Origin of the sequence: Candidatus Palauibacter australiensis, from assembly GCA_026705295.1 — a bacterium.
GTDB lineage: Bacteria > Gemmatimonadota > Gemmatimonadetes > Palauibacterales > Palauibacteraceae > Palauibacter > Palauibacter australiensis.
In genome coordinates this window covers 21,804-38,839 of record JAPPBA010000126.1, presented here as the reverse complement: position 1 = coordinate 38,839, position 17,036 = coordinate 21,804, and the positions used below count along the sequence as shown (strand labels likewise).

Annotated in this window: 16 protein-coding genes; 13 read left to right on the top strand and 3 right to left on the bottom strand. The window is 71.0% G+C overall.

The genetic code is table 11. From position 1 onward, the window contains the following. From OXN85_09960 to OXN85_09940, 5 genes are all read left to right on the top strand, one after another. The coding region (locus tag OXN85_09960) for a PIN domain-containing protein (protein MCY3600278.1) at window positions 1-298 on the top strand (298 nt) is incomplete at its 5' end. Beyond that, window positions 299-1,495: a dicarboxylate/amino acid:cation symporter gene (locus tag OXN85_09955; protein ID MCY3600277.1), complete on the top strand. Its 1,197-nt coding sequence runs from the start codon at window positions 299-301 to the stop codon at window positions 1,493-1,495. 31 nt (window positions 1,496-1,526) lie between these two features. Beyond that, window positions 1,527-2,741, top strand: coding sequence for an aminotransferase class V-fold PLP-dependent enzyme (locus tag OXN85_09950; GenBank protein MCY3600276.1), 1,215 nt, complete (start codon window positions 1,527-1,529; stop codon window positions 2,739-2,741). Further along, a complete protein-coding gene (locus OXN85_09945; GenBank protein ID MCY3600275.1) occupies window positions 2,731-4,458 on the top strand; it encodes an amidase in 1,728 nt (575 codons plus the stop codon). The genes OXN85_09950 and OXN85_09945 overlap by 11 nt, the downstream gene beginning before the upstream one ends. After that, entirely contained in the window at window positions 4,455-5,495 is a 1,041-nt protein-coding gene (locus OXN85_09940) for a beta-eliminating lyase-related protein (GenBank protein ID MCY3600274.1), read from the top strand. The genes OXN85_09945 and OXN85_09940 overlap by 4 nt, the downstream gene beginning before the upstream one ends. A 16-nt stretch (window positions 5,496-5,511) precedes the next feature. Here OXN85_09940 and OXN85_09935 read toward each other — a convergent pair whose 3' ends face one another. Beyond that, window positions 5,512-6,627 carry an AI-2E family transporter gene (locus OXN85_09935; GenBank protein MCY3600273.1) on the bottom strand — a complete coding sequence of 372 codons (1,116 nt, stop codon included), beginning with the start codon at window positions 6,625-6,627 and terminating at the stop codon, window positions 5,512-5,514. Window positions 6,628-6,824: 197 nt separating this feature from the next. Here OXN85_09935 and OXN85_09930 point away from each other — a divergent pair, with 197 nt between their 5' ends. The 8 genes from OXN85_09930 to OXN85_09895 all read left to right on the top strand — a co-directional run bounded on the left by OXN85_09930 (window position 6,825) and on the right by OXN85_09895 (window position 13,883). Beyond that, window positions 6,825-7,250 carry a cobalamin B12-binding domain-containing protein gene (locus tag OXN85_09930; GenBank protein MCY3600272.1) on the top strand — a complete coding sequence of 142 codons (426 nt, stop codon included), beginning with the start codon at window positions 6,825-6,827 and terminating at the stop codon, window positions 7,248-7,250. 8 nt (window positions 7,251-7,258) lie between these two features. Continuing rightward, the gene (locus tag OXN85_09925) at window positions 7,259-8,869 is read left to right on the top strand and encodes an acyl-CoA carboxylase subunit beta (protein MCY3600271.1); all 1,611 of its coding nucleotides are present in this window, start codon (window positions 7,259-7,261) and stop codon (window positions 8,867-8,869) included. Beyond that, window positions 8,866-10,338 carry a DUF1446 domain-containing protein gene (locus tag OXN85_09920; GenBank protein ID MCY3600270.1) on the top strand — a complete coding sequence of 491 codons (1,473 nt, stop codon included), beginning with the start codon at window positions 8,866-8,868 and terminating at the stop codon, window positions 10,336-10,338. The genes OXN85_09925 and OXN85_09920 overlap by 4 nt, the downstream gene beginning before the upstream one ends. Continuing rightward, window positions 10,335-10,673 carry a hypothetical protein gene (locus OXN85_09915; GenBank protein MCY3600269.1) on the top strand — a complete coding sequence of 113 codons (339 nt, stop codon included), beginning with the start codon at window positions 10,335-10,337 and terminating at the stop codon, window positions 10,671-10,673. Before OXN85_09920 ends, OXN85_09915 begins: the two co-directional genes overlap by 4 nt. A 27-nt stretch (window positions 10,674-10,700) precedes the next feature. Beyond that, entirely contained in the window at window positions 10,701-11,495 is a 795-nt protein-coding gene (locus tag OXN85_09910; GenBank protein MCY3600268.1) for an enoyl-CoA hydratase/isomerase family protein, read from the top strand. 22 nt (window positions 11,496-11,517) lie between these two features. Beyond that, window positions 11,518-12,204 (top strand): hypothetical protein, encoded by a 687-nt coding sequence (locus OXN85_09905; protein ID MCY3600267.1) that lies wholly within the window; start codon window positions 11,518-11,520, stop codon window positions 12,202-12,204. Between the two features lie 15 nt (window positions 12,205-12,219). After that, complete coding sequence (locus tag OXN85_09900; protein MCY3600266.1) at window positions 12,220-12,408, top strand: hypothetical protein; 189 nt, start codon at window positions 12,220-12,222, stop codon at window positions 12,406-12,408. 125 nt (window positions 12,409-12,533) lie between these two features. Continuing rightward, window positions 12,534-13,883, top strand: coding sequence for a RecQ family ATP-dependent DNA helicase (locus OXN85_09895; GenBank protein MCY3600265.1), 1,350 nt, complete (start codon window positions 12,534-12,536; stop codon window positions 13,881-13,883). Here OXN85_09895 and OXN85_09890 read toward each other — a convergent pair. Further along, window positions 13,849-16,170, bottom strand: coding sequence for a TonB-dependent receptor (locus OXN85_09890; GenBank protein ID MCY3600264.1), 2,322 nt, complete (start codon window positions 16,168-16,170; stop codon window positions 13,849-13,851). The two genes, OXN85_09895 and OXN85_09890, sit on opposite strands and share 35 nt — an antisense overlap. Window positions 16,171-16,247: 77 nt before the next feature. Next, on the bottom strand, window positions 16,248-17,021 hold the full coding sequence (locus OXN85_09885) for a hypothetical protein (protein MCY3600263.1): 774 nt from the start codon (window positions 17,019-17,021) through the stop codon (window positions 16,248-16,250). Between the last annotated feature and the right edge of the window lie 15 nt (window positions 17,022-17,036).

Here is a 17,036-nt window from a genome sequence, read left to right as displayed (position 1 = left end):
GGTCTTTCAGGAGTTCTACCACCAGGTCACAAGACCCAGTCGTCAGCACCCTCTCACGCCCGAACAGGCGCTCAGGTTCATCGAGTTGCTCGACCCCCTTCGTGTGCAGGAGATCACGTTCGACGTGTTCCTGGGGGCGGTGGCCATCAGCCGGCGCTTCCAGCTGTCGTACTGGGACGGCGCAATTCTGGCCGCAGCCCGCACCTGCGGCTGCGACATCGTGTATTCGGAAGACTTGAGCGCCGAGCAGGACTATGGCGGTCTGCGGATCATCAATCCGTTCTCCGAAGTGCGCTGAATGAAGGTGGGGCTGGGCGGGCGGATCCTCATTGGGATGCTCGCCGGCGTTGGCCTGGGCGTAGTCCTCGGCGAGCGCGTCGGCGCGATCCAGCCGCTGGGCGATCTCTTCATCACCCTCCTGATACTGGCGGCCGCCCCCCTCGTCTTCTTCAATCTCCTCGCGGGCCTGACCTCGCTCACGGACCTGCGGACGCTGGGGAGACTCGCGGGCAAGACCGTCGGTTTCTTTCTCACGACGGAACTCATCGCGCTCTCGCTGGGGCTGGGCGCCATGGCGCTCCTCCGCCCCGGCGTCGGCCTGCGGCTCACGGAAACGGTGCCGGAGCCGGTCTCGGGGGCGGTGGGCGAGGCCCCGTCGGTGGGCGATGTCCTCCTCGACATGATCCCGACGAACGTCTTCCGCGCCTTCGCCGAGGGGAACGTGGTGCAAATCGTCATCCTCGCGCTGATGCTGGGGATCGCGACCATGGCGCTGGGGGCCGGCCCGCGCGCTCGCCTCGCCACCCTGTTCGAGGACCTGGCGGGGCTCTTCCGGCGGCTCGTCCACATGATCCTGTGGATCGCACCCGTCGGGATCGGCGCCCTCGTCGCGGTCACGGTGGGCCGCTACGGGGCGGACCTGATCGGCCCGATGGCCCGCTTCCTCGCGGGACTCTGGGGGGCGCAGGTCGTCATCGTGACCGGGTACATGCTCCTGCTCAGGTTCTTCAGCGACTTCCGTCCCGCCCGCTTCCTGCGCGCTACCGGCTCCCTGTGGGCGACGACGGCCGCCACGACCTCCAGTCTCGCCTCGCTCTCGGTCGGGCTGGAGACGGCCGGCCGTCTCGACCTGCCGCGCCGCGTGTACTCCTTCGTCCTCCCCCTCGGGGCGCAGCTCAACAAGGACGGGACGTCGGTCATGCTCGCGGCCGTCCTCCTCTTCACGGCGCAGGCCGCCGGGGTCACCTTCTCCCCGGCGGACTTCGTCACCATCCTGCTCCTGGGCATGCTGCTCTCGCACGGGACGGGCGGGGTGCCGGGCGGCGGGTTCGTCGTCGCGCTCATCTACGTGCAGGCGCTGAACCTGCCGATCGAGGTCGCGGCGATCGTGGGCGGGATCTACCGGCTGGTGGACATGAGCAACACGACGGTGAACATCATGGGCGACATGGTCGGCGCGGCGCTCGTCACCCGCTCCGAAGCGAGGCGAGCGTGAGGCGGAGCCCGATGGCGACCCGGAGGCGCCCATGAACCCGGATGTGAGAGCGCTCTTCCCCGGCGCGCGCGAGCAGCCCTACTTCGACATCTCCGCGAACTCGCTCATGGCCGAGCCGGTGCGGGCGGCGATCGAGCGTCACCTGGGGGCGAGGACGTCGGGGCGGGGCGACAAGACGGAGATGGTGGCCACCGTCAATCGCGCGCGGGCCTCCTTCGCGTCGCTGATCGGCGCGAGTTCCGACGAGGTCGCGATCACGAAGAACGTCTCCGACGGCCTCAACCTGTTCGGCGCCAGCCTCCCGTGGCGGGCGGGGGACAACGTCGTGCTGTGTCCCGCCCTGGAGCACCCGAACAACATCTACCTCTGGTACAGTCTCGTCCGCACGCACGGGATCGAGGTGCGGCCGGTCGCGCCGGAGGAAGGGCACGTGCCGGTCGAGGCGATGGCCGCGGCGATGGACGAACGCACGCGGCTCGTGACGATCCCGAGCATCACCTTCGCCCCGGGGTTCGTGACGGACATGAAGGCGATCGCGGCGGCGGCCCGCGGCGTGGGGGCGCTGACGCTGGTGGACGCGGCGCAGTCGGTCGGCGCGCACCGCACGGACGTGGACGATCTCGGCGTGGACGCGCTGGCCGTCGCGGCGCAGAAGGCCCTGCTCTCGGTGTACGGGTTCGGCTTCCTCTACCTGCGGCGCGAGGTGGCCGAGACGCTGACGCCGGTCCACGTGGCGCGGTTCGGGATCGAACTGGACGCGCACGAGACGGCGTATTCGGACGACGAACTCCGCTTCCGCCCGGGCGCGCTCCGTTTCGACGTGGGCAACTACAACTACCTCGGCGCGGCGGCGACCGACGCGGCGCTGGAGCTGCTCTCCGACTGGGGCATCGAGCGCGTCGAGGCGCACGTGCGGGGCCTGGCGGCCAGCCTGGCAAGCGGGCTGCTCGACCTCGGCCTCCCGGTCGTCGGCGGGAGGCCCGGACCTCACCTCGCACACATCGTCTCGGTCGGCGAGAGCGGCGGCGGACGCCACTACACGGCCGACGACCCCGCCATGAACTCGCTGCACGACCACCTGACCGCCGCCGGCATCCGCCTCGCGATCCGCACCGGCATGCTCCGCTTCTCCCTCGGCGTCTACAACGACGAGTCCGACATCGACCGCGTCGTGGAGGCCGCTCAAGCGTGGTGTGCCCGGACACGGTATGGTCAGGCGCACCGGGAGGACGACAATGGCTACTGATTCTCACCGTCCCGCGCTCGACCGGCGGGCGTTCATGGCGTCGCTGTCGGTGCTCGGGTTGGGCGGAACGGCGCTCCCGGCCGCGCTGTGGGCACGCACCAATCACGGGCAGGAGGCCGTTACCCGGGCTGACATCAGCGCTGCCGTGCGCGTCGCCGGACTCGACTTCAGCGAGGACGAAGTCGAACTCATGGTGGAGGAAGTGAACGCGATGCGGGAGCGGTACGCGCAACTCCGCACGATGGGGATGCCGAACTCCGTCGTCCCCGCCCTCCACTTCGATCCCGTGCTTCCGGGGACCTCCTATCCGGCCCCATCCGCGTCGACCGTCTTCCACTACACGCGTCCGCGGGGTCTCGAGCGGCCCGCAAACCTTGAGGAACTCGCGTTCCGGCCCGTGACCGAACTGGCTCAACTCGTTCGCTCCCGGCAGGTGACGTCGACCGAACTCACGGAGATGTACCTGGGCAGGCTGCGCGCGCACGGCGATACGCTGCTGGCCGTGATCGCGCTCACCGAGGACCTCGCCATGCGGCAGGCGGCGCGCGCCGACGCCGAGATCGCGCGGGGATACTACCGGGGGCCGCTGCACGGGATCCCCTGGGGGGCGAAGGACCTTCTCTCCGAGGACGAGACCCTCACGACGTGGGGCGCCAAGCCGTACGAAGACCAGTACATCCCCGAGGACTCCACCGTGGGGCGGAAGCTCGAGGAAGCGGGCGCGGTGCTCGTCGCGAAGCTCACGCTGGGGGCGCTGGCGCGCGGGGATGTGTGGTACGGGGGACTGACGCGGAACCCGTGGAACCTCGAGCAGGGGTCGAGCGGGTCCTCCGCCGGGTCCACAGCGGCCGTCGTGGCGGGCCTCGTCGGATTCGCGATCGGAAGCGAAACGCTGGGCTCGATCGTCTCTCCCTCCACCCGCTGCGGCGCCTCGGGGCTCCGGCCCACCTTCGGTCGCGTGAGCCGGGCGGGGGCGATGGCCCTCTCGTGGTCGATGGACAAGCTGGGGCCGATCTGCCGCAGCGTGGAGGACTGCGCGATCGTGCTCGACGCGATCCAGGGGTCGGACGACCAGGATCCGACGGCGCGCGACGTGGCCTTCGACTGGGACCCCGAGCGGCCGCTATCGGAGTTGCGCGTCGCCTGGGTGCCCTCGGCCTTCGAGGCGGAGCGGGAGGACGCGGAGTGGAAGGCGTTCGACGAGGCGTCGCTCGAGGTCGTGCGCGGGCTCGGCATCGACCCGGTGCCGCTGGAGCTGCCGGACGACCTCCCCTACGACGCGATGCGGATCATCCTCAGCGCGGAGCAGGGGGCGGCGTTCGACGACCTGATCGTGAGCGGGCGGGAGGATGAACTCGTGCTGCAGGGGGAGAACGCGCGCCCCAACATCATGCGCACCGGCCGCATGATCCCCGCGTCCGAGTACATCCAGGCGAACCGTGCGCGCACGATCGCCATGCACCGCTTCGCGCGGACGATGGAGGGGATCGATGTCGTCGTCACGCCGAGCTTCGGGGGATCCATGCTCCTGCTGACGAACCTCACGGGCCACCCGCAGGTCGTGATCCCGAACGGATATCGTTCGGAGGACGGGACGCCGACGAGCATTTCGTTCGTCGGGAAGCTGTTCGGCGACGCGGAGGCGCTACGGCTCGCGAAAGCGGTGCAGGACGCGACGGAACACCACCTGCGGCGACCGCCGCAGTTCGCATCGTGACGATCGACCTCCGCAGCGACACGGTGACGCGCCCCACGGAGGCGATGCGGGCGGCGATGGCGGCGGCGCCCGTGGGCGACGACTGCTACGGGGACGACCCGACGGTGCTCGAGCTGGAGCGGCGGACGGCGGAGATCCTCGGCAAGGAAGCCGCCATGTACGTGCCGACGGGGACGATGAGCAACCAGCTCGCCCTGCGCGCGCACACGGAGCCGGGCGACGCCGTCCTCATCGGCCCGGGCGCGCACATCTGGTTCGGCGAGGGGGGCGCGCCGTCGCCGATCTCCGGGGTCGTCATCCGGCCGCTCGAGGGCGACCGCGGCATGTTCGGCGCGGCGACGCTGCGGGCGGCGCTCAACCTCGACATGGGGACCGTGCGCGCGCGCATGCAGGCGCCCGTGCGGCTTGTCTGCGCCGAGAACACGCACAACGGGGCGGGCGGCGCCGTGTGGCCGCCGGACCTCCTGCGCGAGATGCTCGCCGCCGCGCGCGAGGCCGGCCTCGCGACCCATCTCGACGGCGCCCGGCTGTGGAACGCGACCGCGGCCACCGGCATCCCCGAAGCCGAGTTCGCGCAGGGCTTCGACACGGTGAACGTCTGCTTCTCCAAGGCGCTCGGAGCGCCGCTGGGTTCCGCCCTCGCCGGCCCGACCGGCCTCGTCGAGCGCGCCCGCCGCTTCAAGCAGCTCTACGGCGGGGGCTTCCGGCAGGCGGGGATCGTCGCCGCCGGCGCCCTGTACGCGCTCGAGCACCACCGCGGGCGGCTCGCGGAAGACCACGCCCGGGCGAAGAGACTGGCCCGCGGACTCGCCGCGATCCCCGGGCTGGAGGTCGACGTCGAAGGGGTGGAGACGAACATCGTCCGCTTTCGGACGACGGTGGGCGCCGCGCCGGAGTTCGCGGGACGCTGCCGGGAGGCGGGGGTCCTGCTGAACGCCTACAGCCGGCGGGACCTGCGGGTCATCCCCCACCTCCACACGACGGACGACGATGTGGCGGCGGCGCTGCAGGTCTTCCGCGCGGCCGCGGCGGCCTAGCCCGGGGTCTCGCGGCTCAGGCCGTGCCGGCCTGGCCTTCTTTCCCGAGCGCGACGGCGACTTCGGCGTCGATCGCCGAGGTGATCTCGTCCGAGCGCTCCGAGCCGAGCAGGACCGCGATCCAGCGCGTGGACTCGTTCGTCCCCAGCACGATGCGGAACATCACCGTGAGCGGCACCGACAGCAGCATCCCCACGGGTCCCAGGACCCAGCCCCAGAAGACGAGCGAGGCGAAGACGACGAGCGTCGACAGGCCCACGCTGTACCCCATCACCTTCGGCTCGATGAGGTTGCCCCAGAGCACGTTGACCACGAGGAAGCCGGCCGCGACGGCGACCGCCGTCCCGACCCCGACCGTGAGCCACGCGACCAGCACCGCCGGCACGGCGGCGATGAAGGACCCGATGTTGGGTACGTAGTTCAGCAGGAATGCGAGCACGCCCCACAGAATCGGGTAGTTGACGCCCAGGAGCGCCATCAGCCCCGCGACGCAGAGGCCGGTGCCGAGGCTGACGATCGTCTTGAGCACGACGTAGCGCCGAACCGCGCTCCCGACCTTCTCCCAGTTCTCCCGCGCCTCCGACGCATCGGCCTCGCCGAGGGCGACCCGCACCTTGGTGGGGAAGCTCGAGACCTCGAGCAGCATGAAGACCATCGTGAGGATGATCAGGAGCCCGTTGGCGAGGATGAACCCGAGGTTCTCGACGAGCTGCCGCATCAGGCCGAGCATCCAGCTCGGCGAGATCAGTTCGTCGGTATCGAGTACCGGCGACTGTAGCCCGAAACGCACCATGTAATCGCTCAGCGTGGTTGCCACAGCCTCGACCTGTTCCGCGAAGAGCAGGTCGAGTTGCGCTTCCGAGCGACCGAGTTCGACGACGGGGGTCGCGAGCAGGCCTCCCGCCACCGTGCCGAGAGCGAGGATGACGAGCACCAAGGCGAGGACGGCGACGGACTTGGGGATCTTGTGGTCCGTCATCCAGCGCAGCGGCGTGGAGCACAGAATGGTGAGAAAGAGCGCGAGGACGAAGGAGACGACGAGCGCGGAGGCGGCCCGCATCCCGGCCACGATGATGACGAAGGCCGCCAGGTTCAGAAGGGTCCGGTGTACTCGTGTCGCGTCGTCGCGCATCACACGAGGGTGCGCGCCGGAGCGGGCCGGGGCAACCCCGGAGATGGCAGGCGCCAGATGGCGGGCACCGACACCGGATCGTCGTTGCAGCGCGCGCCTTTCGGCGGATAACTTCGACCGTTCCCTCGTGACCGAGAACTGTGACCGAGAACTTCCGGGATGAACTCCCGAAACGAACTGCCGGGAAGAAGCGCTTGATCGAACCGAAGATCCGTGTGCTCGTGGCTAAACCGGGCCTCGACGGCCACGACCGCGGTGCGAAGGTGATGGCGGCCGCGCTCCAGGACGCGGGCATGGAGGTCATCTACACGGGACTCCACCAGACGCCCGAGATGATCGCCGCCACCGCGCTCCAGGAGGATGTGGACGTCGTGGCGCTCTCGATCCTGTCGGGGGCGCACATGACGCTCTTCCCGCGCGTGAAGTCGCTCCTCGACGGCCAGGGGATGGACCGCGTGCTGCTCACCGGGGGAGGGATCATCCCCGCCGAGGACATGGAGGCGCTGACCGACCTCGGCGTCGGCCGCCTTTTCGGTCCGGGGACCTCCACCTCCGAAGCCGTTGACTACATCCGCGCCTGGTTCGAGGAGCACGGGCGCGAAGCCTCCGGGGCAAGCGGCTAGCGGCGGCGGTGAGTAAAACCGACGACAGCCGGATGGGCGCGCTCGTCGCCGAACTGCGCGAACTCGAGGCCCGGGTCCAGCGCGGCGGCGGGGAAGAGCGCGTGGCCCGGCAGCACGCCCAGGGCAAGCTCACGGCGCGCGAGCGGGTCGACCTCCTCATCGACGAAGGCGGCGGTTTCCTTGAGATTGGCCTCCTCATCGCGCACGACCGCTACGATGGCAAGGCGCCGGCCGCCGGGGTCGTCACCGGGGTGGGCGAAGTCTGCGGGCGCGAGGTCGTCATCGTCGCCAACGACCAGACGGTGAAGGCCGGGAGCTGGTGGCCCGAGACGATCGTGAAGATCCTGCGGGCGCAGGAGATCGCGATGCGGTGCCGCGTGCCGATCGTCTATCTCGTGGACTCGGCCGGCGTGAACCTGCCGTACCAGGGCGGGGTCTTCCCGGGACAGTACGGCGCCAGCCGCATCTTCTACTACAACTCGATCATGCGACACTACCTCGAGGTGCCGCAGATCTCCGCCGTGATGGGACAGTGCATCGCGGGGGGCGCGTACCTTCCCGCCCTGTCGGACGTGATCGTGATGGTCGAGGGCACGAGCTTCATGGGTCTCGGGGGGCCGAACCTGGTGAAGGGGGCGACGGGGCAGGAGGTCGAGGCCGAGGAACTCGGCGGGGCGCTCATGCACAACCGCGTGAGCGGCGTGGCGCACTACCGGGTGGAGGACGACCCCGCGTGCATCGAGAAGGTCCGCGCGCTCGTCGCCGGACTCCCCGCCGGCCTGCGCCCGGACCCCGCCCTCGAAGCGCGGGACGCGGCGCGCGCCGCGGAGGACGTCTACGGGCTCCTGCCCGGCGACCACCGCCAGCCCTTCGACATGGAGGCGGTACTCGAGACGATCCTCGACGAGGGTCCGTTCGAGGAGTTCCAGGCGGACCGCGCGCCGGAGATGCTCACGGGAACGGGGCACATCGACGGCTACCGCGTGGGGGTCATCGCGAACCGGCGGGGCATGTTCCGGGGCGAGGCCGGCGAACCACCGAAGTTCGGTGGGATCGTGTACACGGAGAGCGCGGAGAAGGTGGCCTACTTCATGGAGCTGTGCGACCGGCACGACACGCCGCTCCTCTTCGTGCAGGACGTGAGCGGGTTCATGGTTGGGCCGGAGGCGGAGCAGTCCGGGATCATCCGGGCGGGCGCGCGCATGGTCGAGTCGATGGCGACGGCCCGCGTGCCCAAGGTCGTGCTCACGGTCAACCACGCGAGCGGGGCGGGGTACTATGCGATGGCGGCGCAGGGGTTCGATCCCGACTTCATCTTCACGTGGCCGACGGGGCGCATGGGGGTGATGGAGGGGGAGGCCGCCGTGCAGGCCGCGTTCGGACGCAAGCTGGAGGAGGCGGCGGGCGGAGAGCTGGACGGGGAGACGGCGGTGGCGATCGAGCGGACGCGGGAGAACTACGAGGAGCAACTCGATGCGAAATACGCGGCGGCGCGGGGCTTCGTGGACGCGATCCTGACCCCGGAGGACACGCGGGCGGTGCTGTCGCTCGCGCTCCGCTGCTCCCTCGGCAACCCGGGCCCCCATCTCGGACCCTTCACCCTCCCGGACCACCTGTGAACGCGCAGCTCGGGGCGCCGGAAGCCCTCGCGCTCGAAGAGGCGTCCGCCGCGGTGGGACTCGAGGAGCGGCCGCTCCCGGCCCGGACGCGGCTCGACGGCGGCCGCCGGGTGCGCGTCGCCTCCGGGCAGGGGTTCTGGGGCGACTGGCAGGAGGCGCCCAAGCTGCAGGTGCGGCGCGGATCGATCGACTACCTGATGCTCGACTACCTGGCCGAGATCACGATGTCGATCATGCAGAAGCAGCGGGACCGGAACCCGGCCGCCGGCTACGCGCGCGACTTCGTGTCCCTGATGGACGACCTCATCCACGATCTCCTCGAGAAGGAGGTCCGCGTGGTCTCGAACGCGGGCGGCGTGAACCCGGAGGGCTGCCGGGCCGAACTCGGGTTCGCGTTCGCGGACGCGTCGCTGCCGCGCCGGCCGCGGGTCGCGGTGATCACGGGCGACGACCTGATGGACTCGCTCGACGACCTCCTCGCGGCGGGACACGAACTCCGCCACATGGAGACGGGCGAGCCGCTCTCCACCGTGCGCGACCGGGTGGCCGCCGCGAACGCGTACCTCGGCGCCGAACCGATCATCGAGGCGCTGCGGCAGGAGGCGGACATCGTCGTGGCCGGGCGCTCGACGGACACCGCGCTCACCTACGCGCCGCTCATGCACGAGTTCTCCTGGCCGGCCGACGACTGGGACCGGCTCGCGCACGGGGTCGTCGCCGGACACATCAACGAGTGCGGTTGCCAGGCCTCCGGCGGGAACTCGCTCGTCGACTGGCGGGAGATCGACCTCACGCTTCCGGGCTATCCCATCATCGAAGCGGACGAGGATGGGCCCTTCATCGTGACGAAGCACTCGGGCCTCGGCGGGCGAGTCACGTGGGAGACCGTCGCGGAGCAGATCGTGTACGAACTCGGCGACCCGCGGGAGTACATCACGCCGGACGTGGTCGCGGACTTTTCGACCATCCGCCTCCGCGATCTGGGCAGGGACCGGGTCCGGGTCGATGGCGTGGCCGGCCGCTCGCGCACAGACAAGCTCAAGGTTTCCATCGCGTACCACGATGGCTTCAAGGCCGTGGGCGCCCTGACCTACGCCTGGCCCGACGCGGTGGACAAAGCGCGGCGCGCGGACGAGATACTCCGGGGCCGCCTGCGGCACCTGGGGCTCGAGTTCGACGAGATCCGGACGGAACTCGTCGGCGCGGGGGCCTGTCACGGGCCGCTGGCGGGGCCCCCCTCCGATGACCTCCCCGAGGTTACGCTACGGGTCGGGGTCCGCAGTCCGGACCGCCACGCCGTGTCGCGTTTCAGCCGGGAGATCGCGCCCCTCATCCTCGCGGGCCCGCCCACGGTCACCGGCTTCGCGGGCGGGCGGCCCCGTGTGCAGGAGGTTGTCGCCTACTGGCCCGCGCTCATCGACCGAGGCGTCGTCGAGGGCCGTGTGAAGGTGGAGACGATGGAGCTGTGAGAGTGCGGCTGAAGGAGATCGCGTTCGCCCGTTCGGGCGATAAGGGAGACACGGCGAACGTGGGCCTCATCGCCTTTCGTCCATCCATTTATCCGATTTTGGTAAAGGAAGTTACCGCGGAACGTGTGAAGTATCACTTCAAGGGAATCTGCGAGGGCGAGGTCGAGCGGTTCGAGCTTCCCAACCTGCGGGCGCTCCACTTCCTCCTCCACCGCTCGCTGGGAGGAGGCGGGACCGTCTCGCTCATGCTCGACGCCCAGGGGAAGACGTTCGCCACCGCCCTCTTGAGGATGGAGGTCGACGTGCCGGACCACCTCCTGAACCGGGCGGACTGAGACGCGGTTCGGGCACCCGAGAGGCTCATGTTCGAATACCTCGAGATCGAGATCGACGAACGGACCGGCGTGAACCGGATCCATCTCGACCGCGCGGAGCGCCGCAACGCGCTAAGCGGGGCGCTCGTGGCGGAGATGAAGGAGGCGCTCGCGCTGGCCGAGGCGGACGCCCGGGTGCGCGTGATCGGGATCGGCGGGCGCGGCCCGGACTTCTGCGCGGGCGCCGACCTGGCGGAGGTGCAGGCCTCGGTCGAGGAGGGGGTCATGGCCAGCCTCCGGGAGGCGGAAGCGCTCGGCGAACTCTTCACGCTCCTGCGGAGGCTCTCGAAGCCGGTCGTCGCGATCGTGCACGGCCGCGCGCTGGCGGGCGGGTGTGGCCTGGCGACGGCATGCGACCTCGTGCTCGCTGCGGAGAGCGCCCGCTTCGGCTACCCGGAGGTGCGGCTCGGTTTCGTGCCCGCGATGGTGACCGCGATCCTGCGCCGGAACCTGGGGGAGAAGCGCGCCTTCGAGTTGATGTCGCTCGGGGACGCGATCGATGCGCCGGAGGCGTCGCGGCTGGGCCTCGTGAACCGAATCTACGGGGACGCGGAGTTCGAGGCGGAAAGTGCCGCCTTCCTGGCCGAACTCGCGGGGCGGAGCGCGTCGGCGCTCGCGCTCACGAAGAAGCTGCTGTACGGCACCGAGGGGCAGAGCTTCGAGGCCGCGGTCGCGACCGGCGCGCGCGTGAACGCGCTCGCCCGCATGACGGACGACTGCCAGGCGGGGATCCGCCGGTTCCTGGATCGCGGCAAAGCCCCGCCTGAGCACCGAGAGCGGTGAGGCGGGAGAAAGGGGAGAGAGCATGAGCGAGAACGGCGTGGCTTCGGCGGCGGGATCGGCCTTCCTGTGGCGGGTCGGGGCGCTTGGCGCGGGCGCGTCGGGCATCGTCCTCCTCGCGACGGACGGGGCGCCGCTCACGCTCGCCGTCCTCCTGCTCATCGCGGCGCTCGCCGCGGCGGGCGTGCTCCTGGGCGGCGGCGCGCACGGCGCCGCGGTCGAGGGGGGGCTCGACCTGAGCGCCCGCCTCGGGCTCGGGCTGCTCGGCGGACTCCTCGGCGCCGCGGTCTCCGCCGCGGCGCGCTCGGTCGTGGCGACGTTCGGCTCCATCGGAGCGGTGAGCATGGGACTGACCTCGGGGTGGACGGGCGCGGAGTTCCTGTCGCACCTCGGAAGCGGCGCGGTCTGGGGCCTCATGCTCGGAGTGCTCTACACCTACCTGTCCGGCTCGCCCGCCGCGCGCGGCGCGACCTTCGCCCTGGCGCCGACCCTCTACGTCGTCATCCGGCTCGGCCTTGGCGAGCCCGCGCTGGACTTTGCGAGAGGAGACCTCCCGCTGGTGTCCGCGCTCGCGCTCTACGTGGGCCGGGGCGTGTTCGCCGTCTTCTCCATCCTCGCGGTCAACGTGCTGTGGGGAGCGATCGCCGGCGCGACGCTGGGCTGGGGGGAAGCGGGCGATGAGACCCCGGTCGCCCGCCCGATCGACGAGTGATCGGATCATAGCGGATTGGACGACCGGACGGGGGCGTTGACGGCGGGCCGCGACTGGTGGCTGCGGCTGCAGATCGGTCTCGGCCTGGCCGGGGGCGCCACATGGTTGATCGGCGCGCTCACGGAGCAGGACTTCGTGGCCGGCGCCGGCTGCGGTCTTATCGTCGCCGCCGTCGTCCTCCGCCTGGGGCGTACGAGGGCCTGACCCGGCCGTCGGCGGTTGCGGTCGCCGGCGCTCCCCGACCCCGGGGGGTTGATTCGCCGGCGCTCCCCCGGCGCTCGGGGGTCCGGCGGTTGATCCCGCGTTGACGGCGCGGCGCATCGAGGGGTGTGAATACCGACGAAAGCACCACCTCGGACGGCCCCGCAGCCACCCTCCGGGACGCGCGCGACGTCCTGAGGGACCGGTTCGGCTACGACGACTTCCGTCCCGCCCAGGCGCGCGTGGTGGAAGCCGTGCTGAGCGGCCGGGACACCCTCGCCGTGCTGCCGACGGGATTCGGCAAGTCGGTGTGCTTCCAGATCCCCGCGCTGCTGCGTCGGCGGACGACGCTCGTCGTTTCGCCGCTCATCTCGCTCATCGAGGACCAGGTCGCCGGGGCTGCGCGCCGGGGCATGCGAGTGCTCGGCTGGACGAGCGCCACGCCGCGGGAAGAGGTGAACGCGGCGCTCAAGTACGCCCGTCGTGGTGAACTGGACCTCCTGTACGTCGCGCCCGAGCGCCTCGAGAACCGGGCCGTGTGCGATCGCTTGCGCGACGTCGGCGTGGCCGGCATCGCGGTCGACGAGGCGCACTGCGTTTCCCAGTGGGGGCACGACTTCCGCCCGTCGTACCTGCGGATCGGGCGCGCGAGGGAGAGGCTGGGCCGCCCGCCGCTGGCGGCCCTCACGGCCACCGCGACGTGGCGAACGCGGCGCGAGATCGAGCGGTTCCTGGGGATGGAAGGGGCGATCCGCATCTTCGTGCCCGGGAACCGCCCGAACCTGCGCTACTCGGTGGAGATGGCCGCGGATGTGCGCGAGGCCTATCGGCGCGTGCGGCGCGAGGTAACGGCGTGCCGGGGGGCGTCGGCGGTCGTCTACGCGCGCTCCCGGGGGCTGAGCGCGCAGCTCGCGATCGCGCTCTCGAGGACGGGCGTGCCCAGCGCGCCGTACCATGCGCGTCTGCCGATCGAGCGGCGCCAGGCGACGCAGCGGGCCTTCCTGGACGGGAGCATTCGCGTGGTCTGCGCCACGACCGCGTTCGGCATGGGGATCGACCACCCGCACGTGCGCCTCGTCGCGCACCTCGGTGCCCCGTCGTCGCTGGAGGAGTACGTCCAGGAAGCGGGTCGCGCCGGCCGTGACGGCGAACCGGCGCGCTGCGCGATGGTCGCGATCCGCGAGAAGCGCCGCCGCGCCCTTCCGTTCGGCCGGCGCGAGCACCCCCGGCCGGGCAGCCCGCCGCCCGGCTCCGACCGGGCCGCCGCCCGCGCCGAACGGCGCGCCGCCATGCGAGCCTACATCGAGACCGCCGCCTGCCGCCGGGCGGCCATCGCCGCCTACTTCGGCGAACGCGCTCCGGTCTGCGACGGCTGCGACAACTGCGATCGCGCCCGGGCCGCGCCGGTTCGGCCCGCGCCCGCCCGCGCCCGCGGGTGGAGCGTCAGAACGACCACGACACGCCGAAGATGGCGATGACGGGGAGGGAAGCGAGCGGGGCGGGACGCGTGAGCGGCTGGTCCGACGTGGTCTGGTAGAAGAGCGCGTCCCGGCGATCCAGCGCGTTGAGCACCCGCACGTACGGGGCGATCACGACGGACGAGCGGCCGATGCTCGCGACCCAGCGTCGCGAGACTTCGGCGTCGACCCGCAGATAGGAGTCCTCGGGCGCGCCGGAGAGCACCGGCAGGGGATCGTCGCCGCTCGGCGCGCCCTTCTCCTCGGGTCCCCCAGTGACGGACGCGAAGGACAGGCCGGCCCCGTAGGCGAGCCGGATCCCGAAGTCGAACTCCCGGACGCCCGAGGAGAGCCCGCCGCTCAGGAGTTGCCGGCCCACGAACGGGGTGTCCTCGGCCGGATCGGTCGTCCACACGGCCGCAATCGAATAGCCGACCCAGCCTCGGACGGGACCCTCCTTCGCCTGCGCCCAGAGATCGAGGCCCCAGGAGTAGAGCTGATTGGCGTCCGGAAGATCGTCGAAGGACTTGAGGTAGCTTTCGACGCCGACATCGACGCCGTTCTCGAGTGCGTTCTCGAATCCGACCACCAGGTGGGAGGCGCCCGCGATACTCGATCCCGGCGTCGACGGCGGGATGTAGTCGGGATCCAACGTGGGCAGGACGCCGCCGATGGTGGGTCCGGTGAGGTCTCCGGAGAGGATGGATTCGGGTCCGCGCACGACCTGGTAGAACCTTCCGGCGGAGAGGCGGAGGTCCGCCGCCTCCGTGAGGTGCCAGGTGACGGTGCCGCGCGGAGCGAACTTCGTGCGGCGGGAGGGGGCGAAATAGCTGGTCCGGAATCCCCCCCTCACCTCGAATTCGGGGGCCACCTCCCAGATGGCCTCGCCCCAGCCGGCCACCACGTCGGCGCGCCGCACCGCGTGGGTCAGGTCGTGCGCCGTTCGGCCACCGAGTACGGTCCGCCGGTCCACCACGGTCTCGTAGGAGTCGAAGCCGCCGCCCGCGGCCCACCGAATCTCGCGGCCTCCCGACTCGAACAGCGCCTCGGTGCGGGTTCGGACGGTCCGTGCGATGACGTCCGCGAACGAGACCTCGAAGTCCAGTTCCTTGTCGCGCGGCAACGGCAGGCCCGTGCCGAACCGTCCGTGAGCGCCCCTCAGCGTGAACGTGCCGTCGGCCAGCGGCACGCGATAGCTCGCCGACCCCGCCAAGTTGCCCCAGTAGGCCGACTCCACCGCCCCGGCGTCCTCCAGCCGACCGATGTCGAGCAGCACGGACTCGCGGTTCCAGAACCCGGTAGCCGTGAGCTGCCCGGGTCCCAGACGATAGTCGAGCCGGCCCAGGAGGTCGCCGTACCCGTACGGCATCTCGCGCTCGTTCGTGATGACCGGATAGCCGAGTCCGTGAAGCGCGCGGCCGCTGAGGAGCACCCGCCCCGCGGGTCCGATCGGGCCCTCCGCCCGCAGGGTGCCGCCCAGAAGATCGGCCGCGCCGGCGACGCGGAACCTCTCCGAATCTCCCTCCCGGATCTTGAGGTCGAGGACGTAGGAGAGTCCCCCGTCGTAGCGGGCCGGCGTTCCGCCGATGTAAAGCGATGCCTCGTCGAGCACCCCGTCCGGGAAGGCGTCGAGGAGTCCGCTGAGGTGGAACGGCGCGTAGACCGGCGCGCCATCGAGCAGCACGAGCTTCAGGTCCGAGGCCGCGCCCCGCACGTAGAGCACGCTGGTAGGATCCGCGGGATCGATGCCGGTTTCATCCAGCGTCAGACCCGCCTCCACCACGCCCGGAGATGAATCCAGCGCGCGGAGTTCCGTTTCTCCCTCTTCCCGGAACCCGTCGCGGGTGAGACCCGGAGCGGGCAGCCGCCGCGCGAGGATGTGGGCGAACAGGCTCGGCATCGCGACGGGCCGCCGCTCCAGGGCCAGGTCGAGCGGGACGTCACCGCCCGCGGGGACCACGACGCTGGCGGCGAGCGGATCGCGATCCAGCGCCCGCGCGACGAGGTGGACGGGTCCCGCCGGAAGCCCATCGGCCCGGTAGAAGCCGTCGTCGTCCGTAACGAGGAACCAGGAAAACGCAGGAAAGCGAATCTCCACCGAAGCGGCCGCGATCGGTGTCTGGGATTCGGCACGCAGCACGCGGCCGAAGACGGCGCCGACGACGGGCGTGTCCTCTGAAGGGGGCGGCGGGGGATCCTGAGCGAGCGCCGCCGGAGCGAAGAAGCAGGTCGAAACCGGGCCGAGGAGCAGGGCGAATCGCCAGCGATGCGAGACGGGCCCCGACCTTCGGTGCATGGGCTTCGTCATCCCGGGATCCACCCCTCGCGGCTAGCAGTCCGTCAGGTCACCGTCGTCCGCCGCGGCGGCGTCCGTTACCCGGGCTGCTACCCGTCGGTGCCGAGAAAGATCTCCACGCGACTCGCAGCCGCCGAATCCGTGCGCCGCAACTCACCATCCTCGAGGCGGACGACCTCGCTCTCATCGATGATTACAGAACCGGTCGCGGCGTTCCGCGGCAAGGTCACGCGAATCTCATCCGCCGCTCCCGCAACCTCGATGACGCCCGGCTCCACGTGGAAGCTCGCGTCACGGGCCGCCACCGTGGCCGTCTCCGCGTCGGACAGTTCGACCGTCAACCGCGTGCCGTCGTGCCCGCCGACGATCATGATGCGCACGGCGCCGTCGCGGGGGTCCACCGACACCCGGGAAGGTCCGGCGTCCCCGGCCACCTGGGGATTGCCCGCGATCCAGGTCGCGACCACATCGATGCTGCCGTCGACCCAGCCCCTGACCGGCGATCCCGGAACCGCGTAGGCGCCCGCGGCGACGAGCAGCGTAATCCCGGCGGCCACCGCAACGGAGCGGCGACTCAGCCTTGCCCAGCGTCGCGCCCTTGCACTCGCGAGAGACGCCGGCGCCCTGCGCGCGGCTTCCCGTAGCGCCGCCGGCATCTCGATCCGCGACTCCGGTACCGAAAGCAGGTCGAGCGCCGCCGTCGCACGCCGCATCGCAAAGCGCATTTCATCGAGGCGCGCCGCGGACTCCGGGCACGCCGCCACGCGCGCTTCGACGGATCTCCGTTCTGCTGTGGTCAGCTCACCGTCGAGCAGAGCGAGCAGCGCTCCGTCGTCGACATGTGGCTGTTCACGCGTAGACATACTCAATCCTCACTA

Coding starts and splice junctions, on each gene's coding strand:
- OXN85_09890 (MCY3600264.1), bottom strand. CDS start 16,170: ATGACGAAGCCCATGCACCGAAGGTCGGGGCCCGTCTCGCATCGCTGG.
- OXN85_09910 (MCY3600268.1), top strand. CDS start 10,701: ATGTTCGAATACCTCGAGATCGAGATCGACGAACGGACCGGCGTGAAC.
- OXN85_09955 (MCY3600277.1), top strand. CDS start 299: ATGAAGGTGGGGCTGGGCGGGCGGATCCTCATTGGGATGCTCGCCGGC.
- OXN85_09950 (MCY3600276.1), top strand. CDS start 1,527: ATGAACCCGGATGTGAGAGCGCTCTTCCCCGGCGCGCGCGAGCAGCCC.
- OXN85_09885 (MCY3600263.1), bottom strand. CDS start 17,021: ATGTCTACGCGTGAACAGCCACATGTCGACGACGGAGCGCTGCTCGCT.
- OXN85_09935 (MCY3600273.1), bottom strand. CDS start 6,627: ATGCGCGACGACGCGACACGAGTACACCGGACCCTTCTGAACCTGGCG.
- OXN85_09905 (MCY3600267.1), top strand. CDS start 11,518: ATGAGCGAGAACGGCGTGGCTTCGGCGGCGGGATCGGCCTTCCTGTGG.
- OXN85_09945 (MCY3600275.1), top strand. CDS start 2,731: ATGGCTACTGATTCTCACCGTCCCGCGCTCGACCGGCGGGCGTTCATG.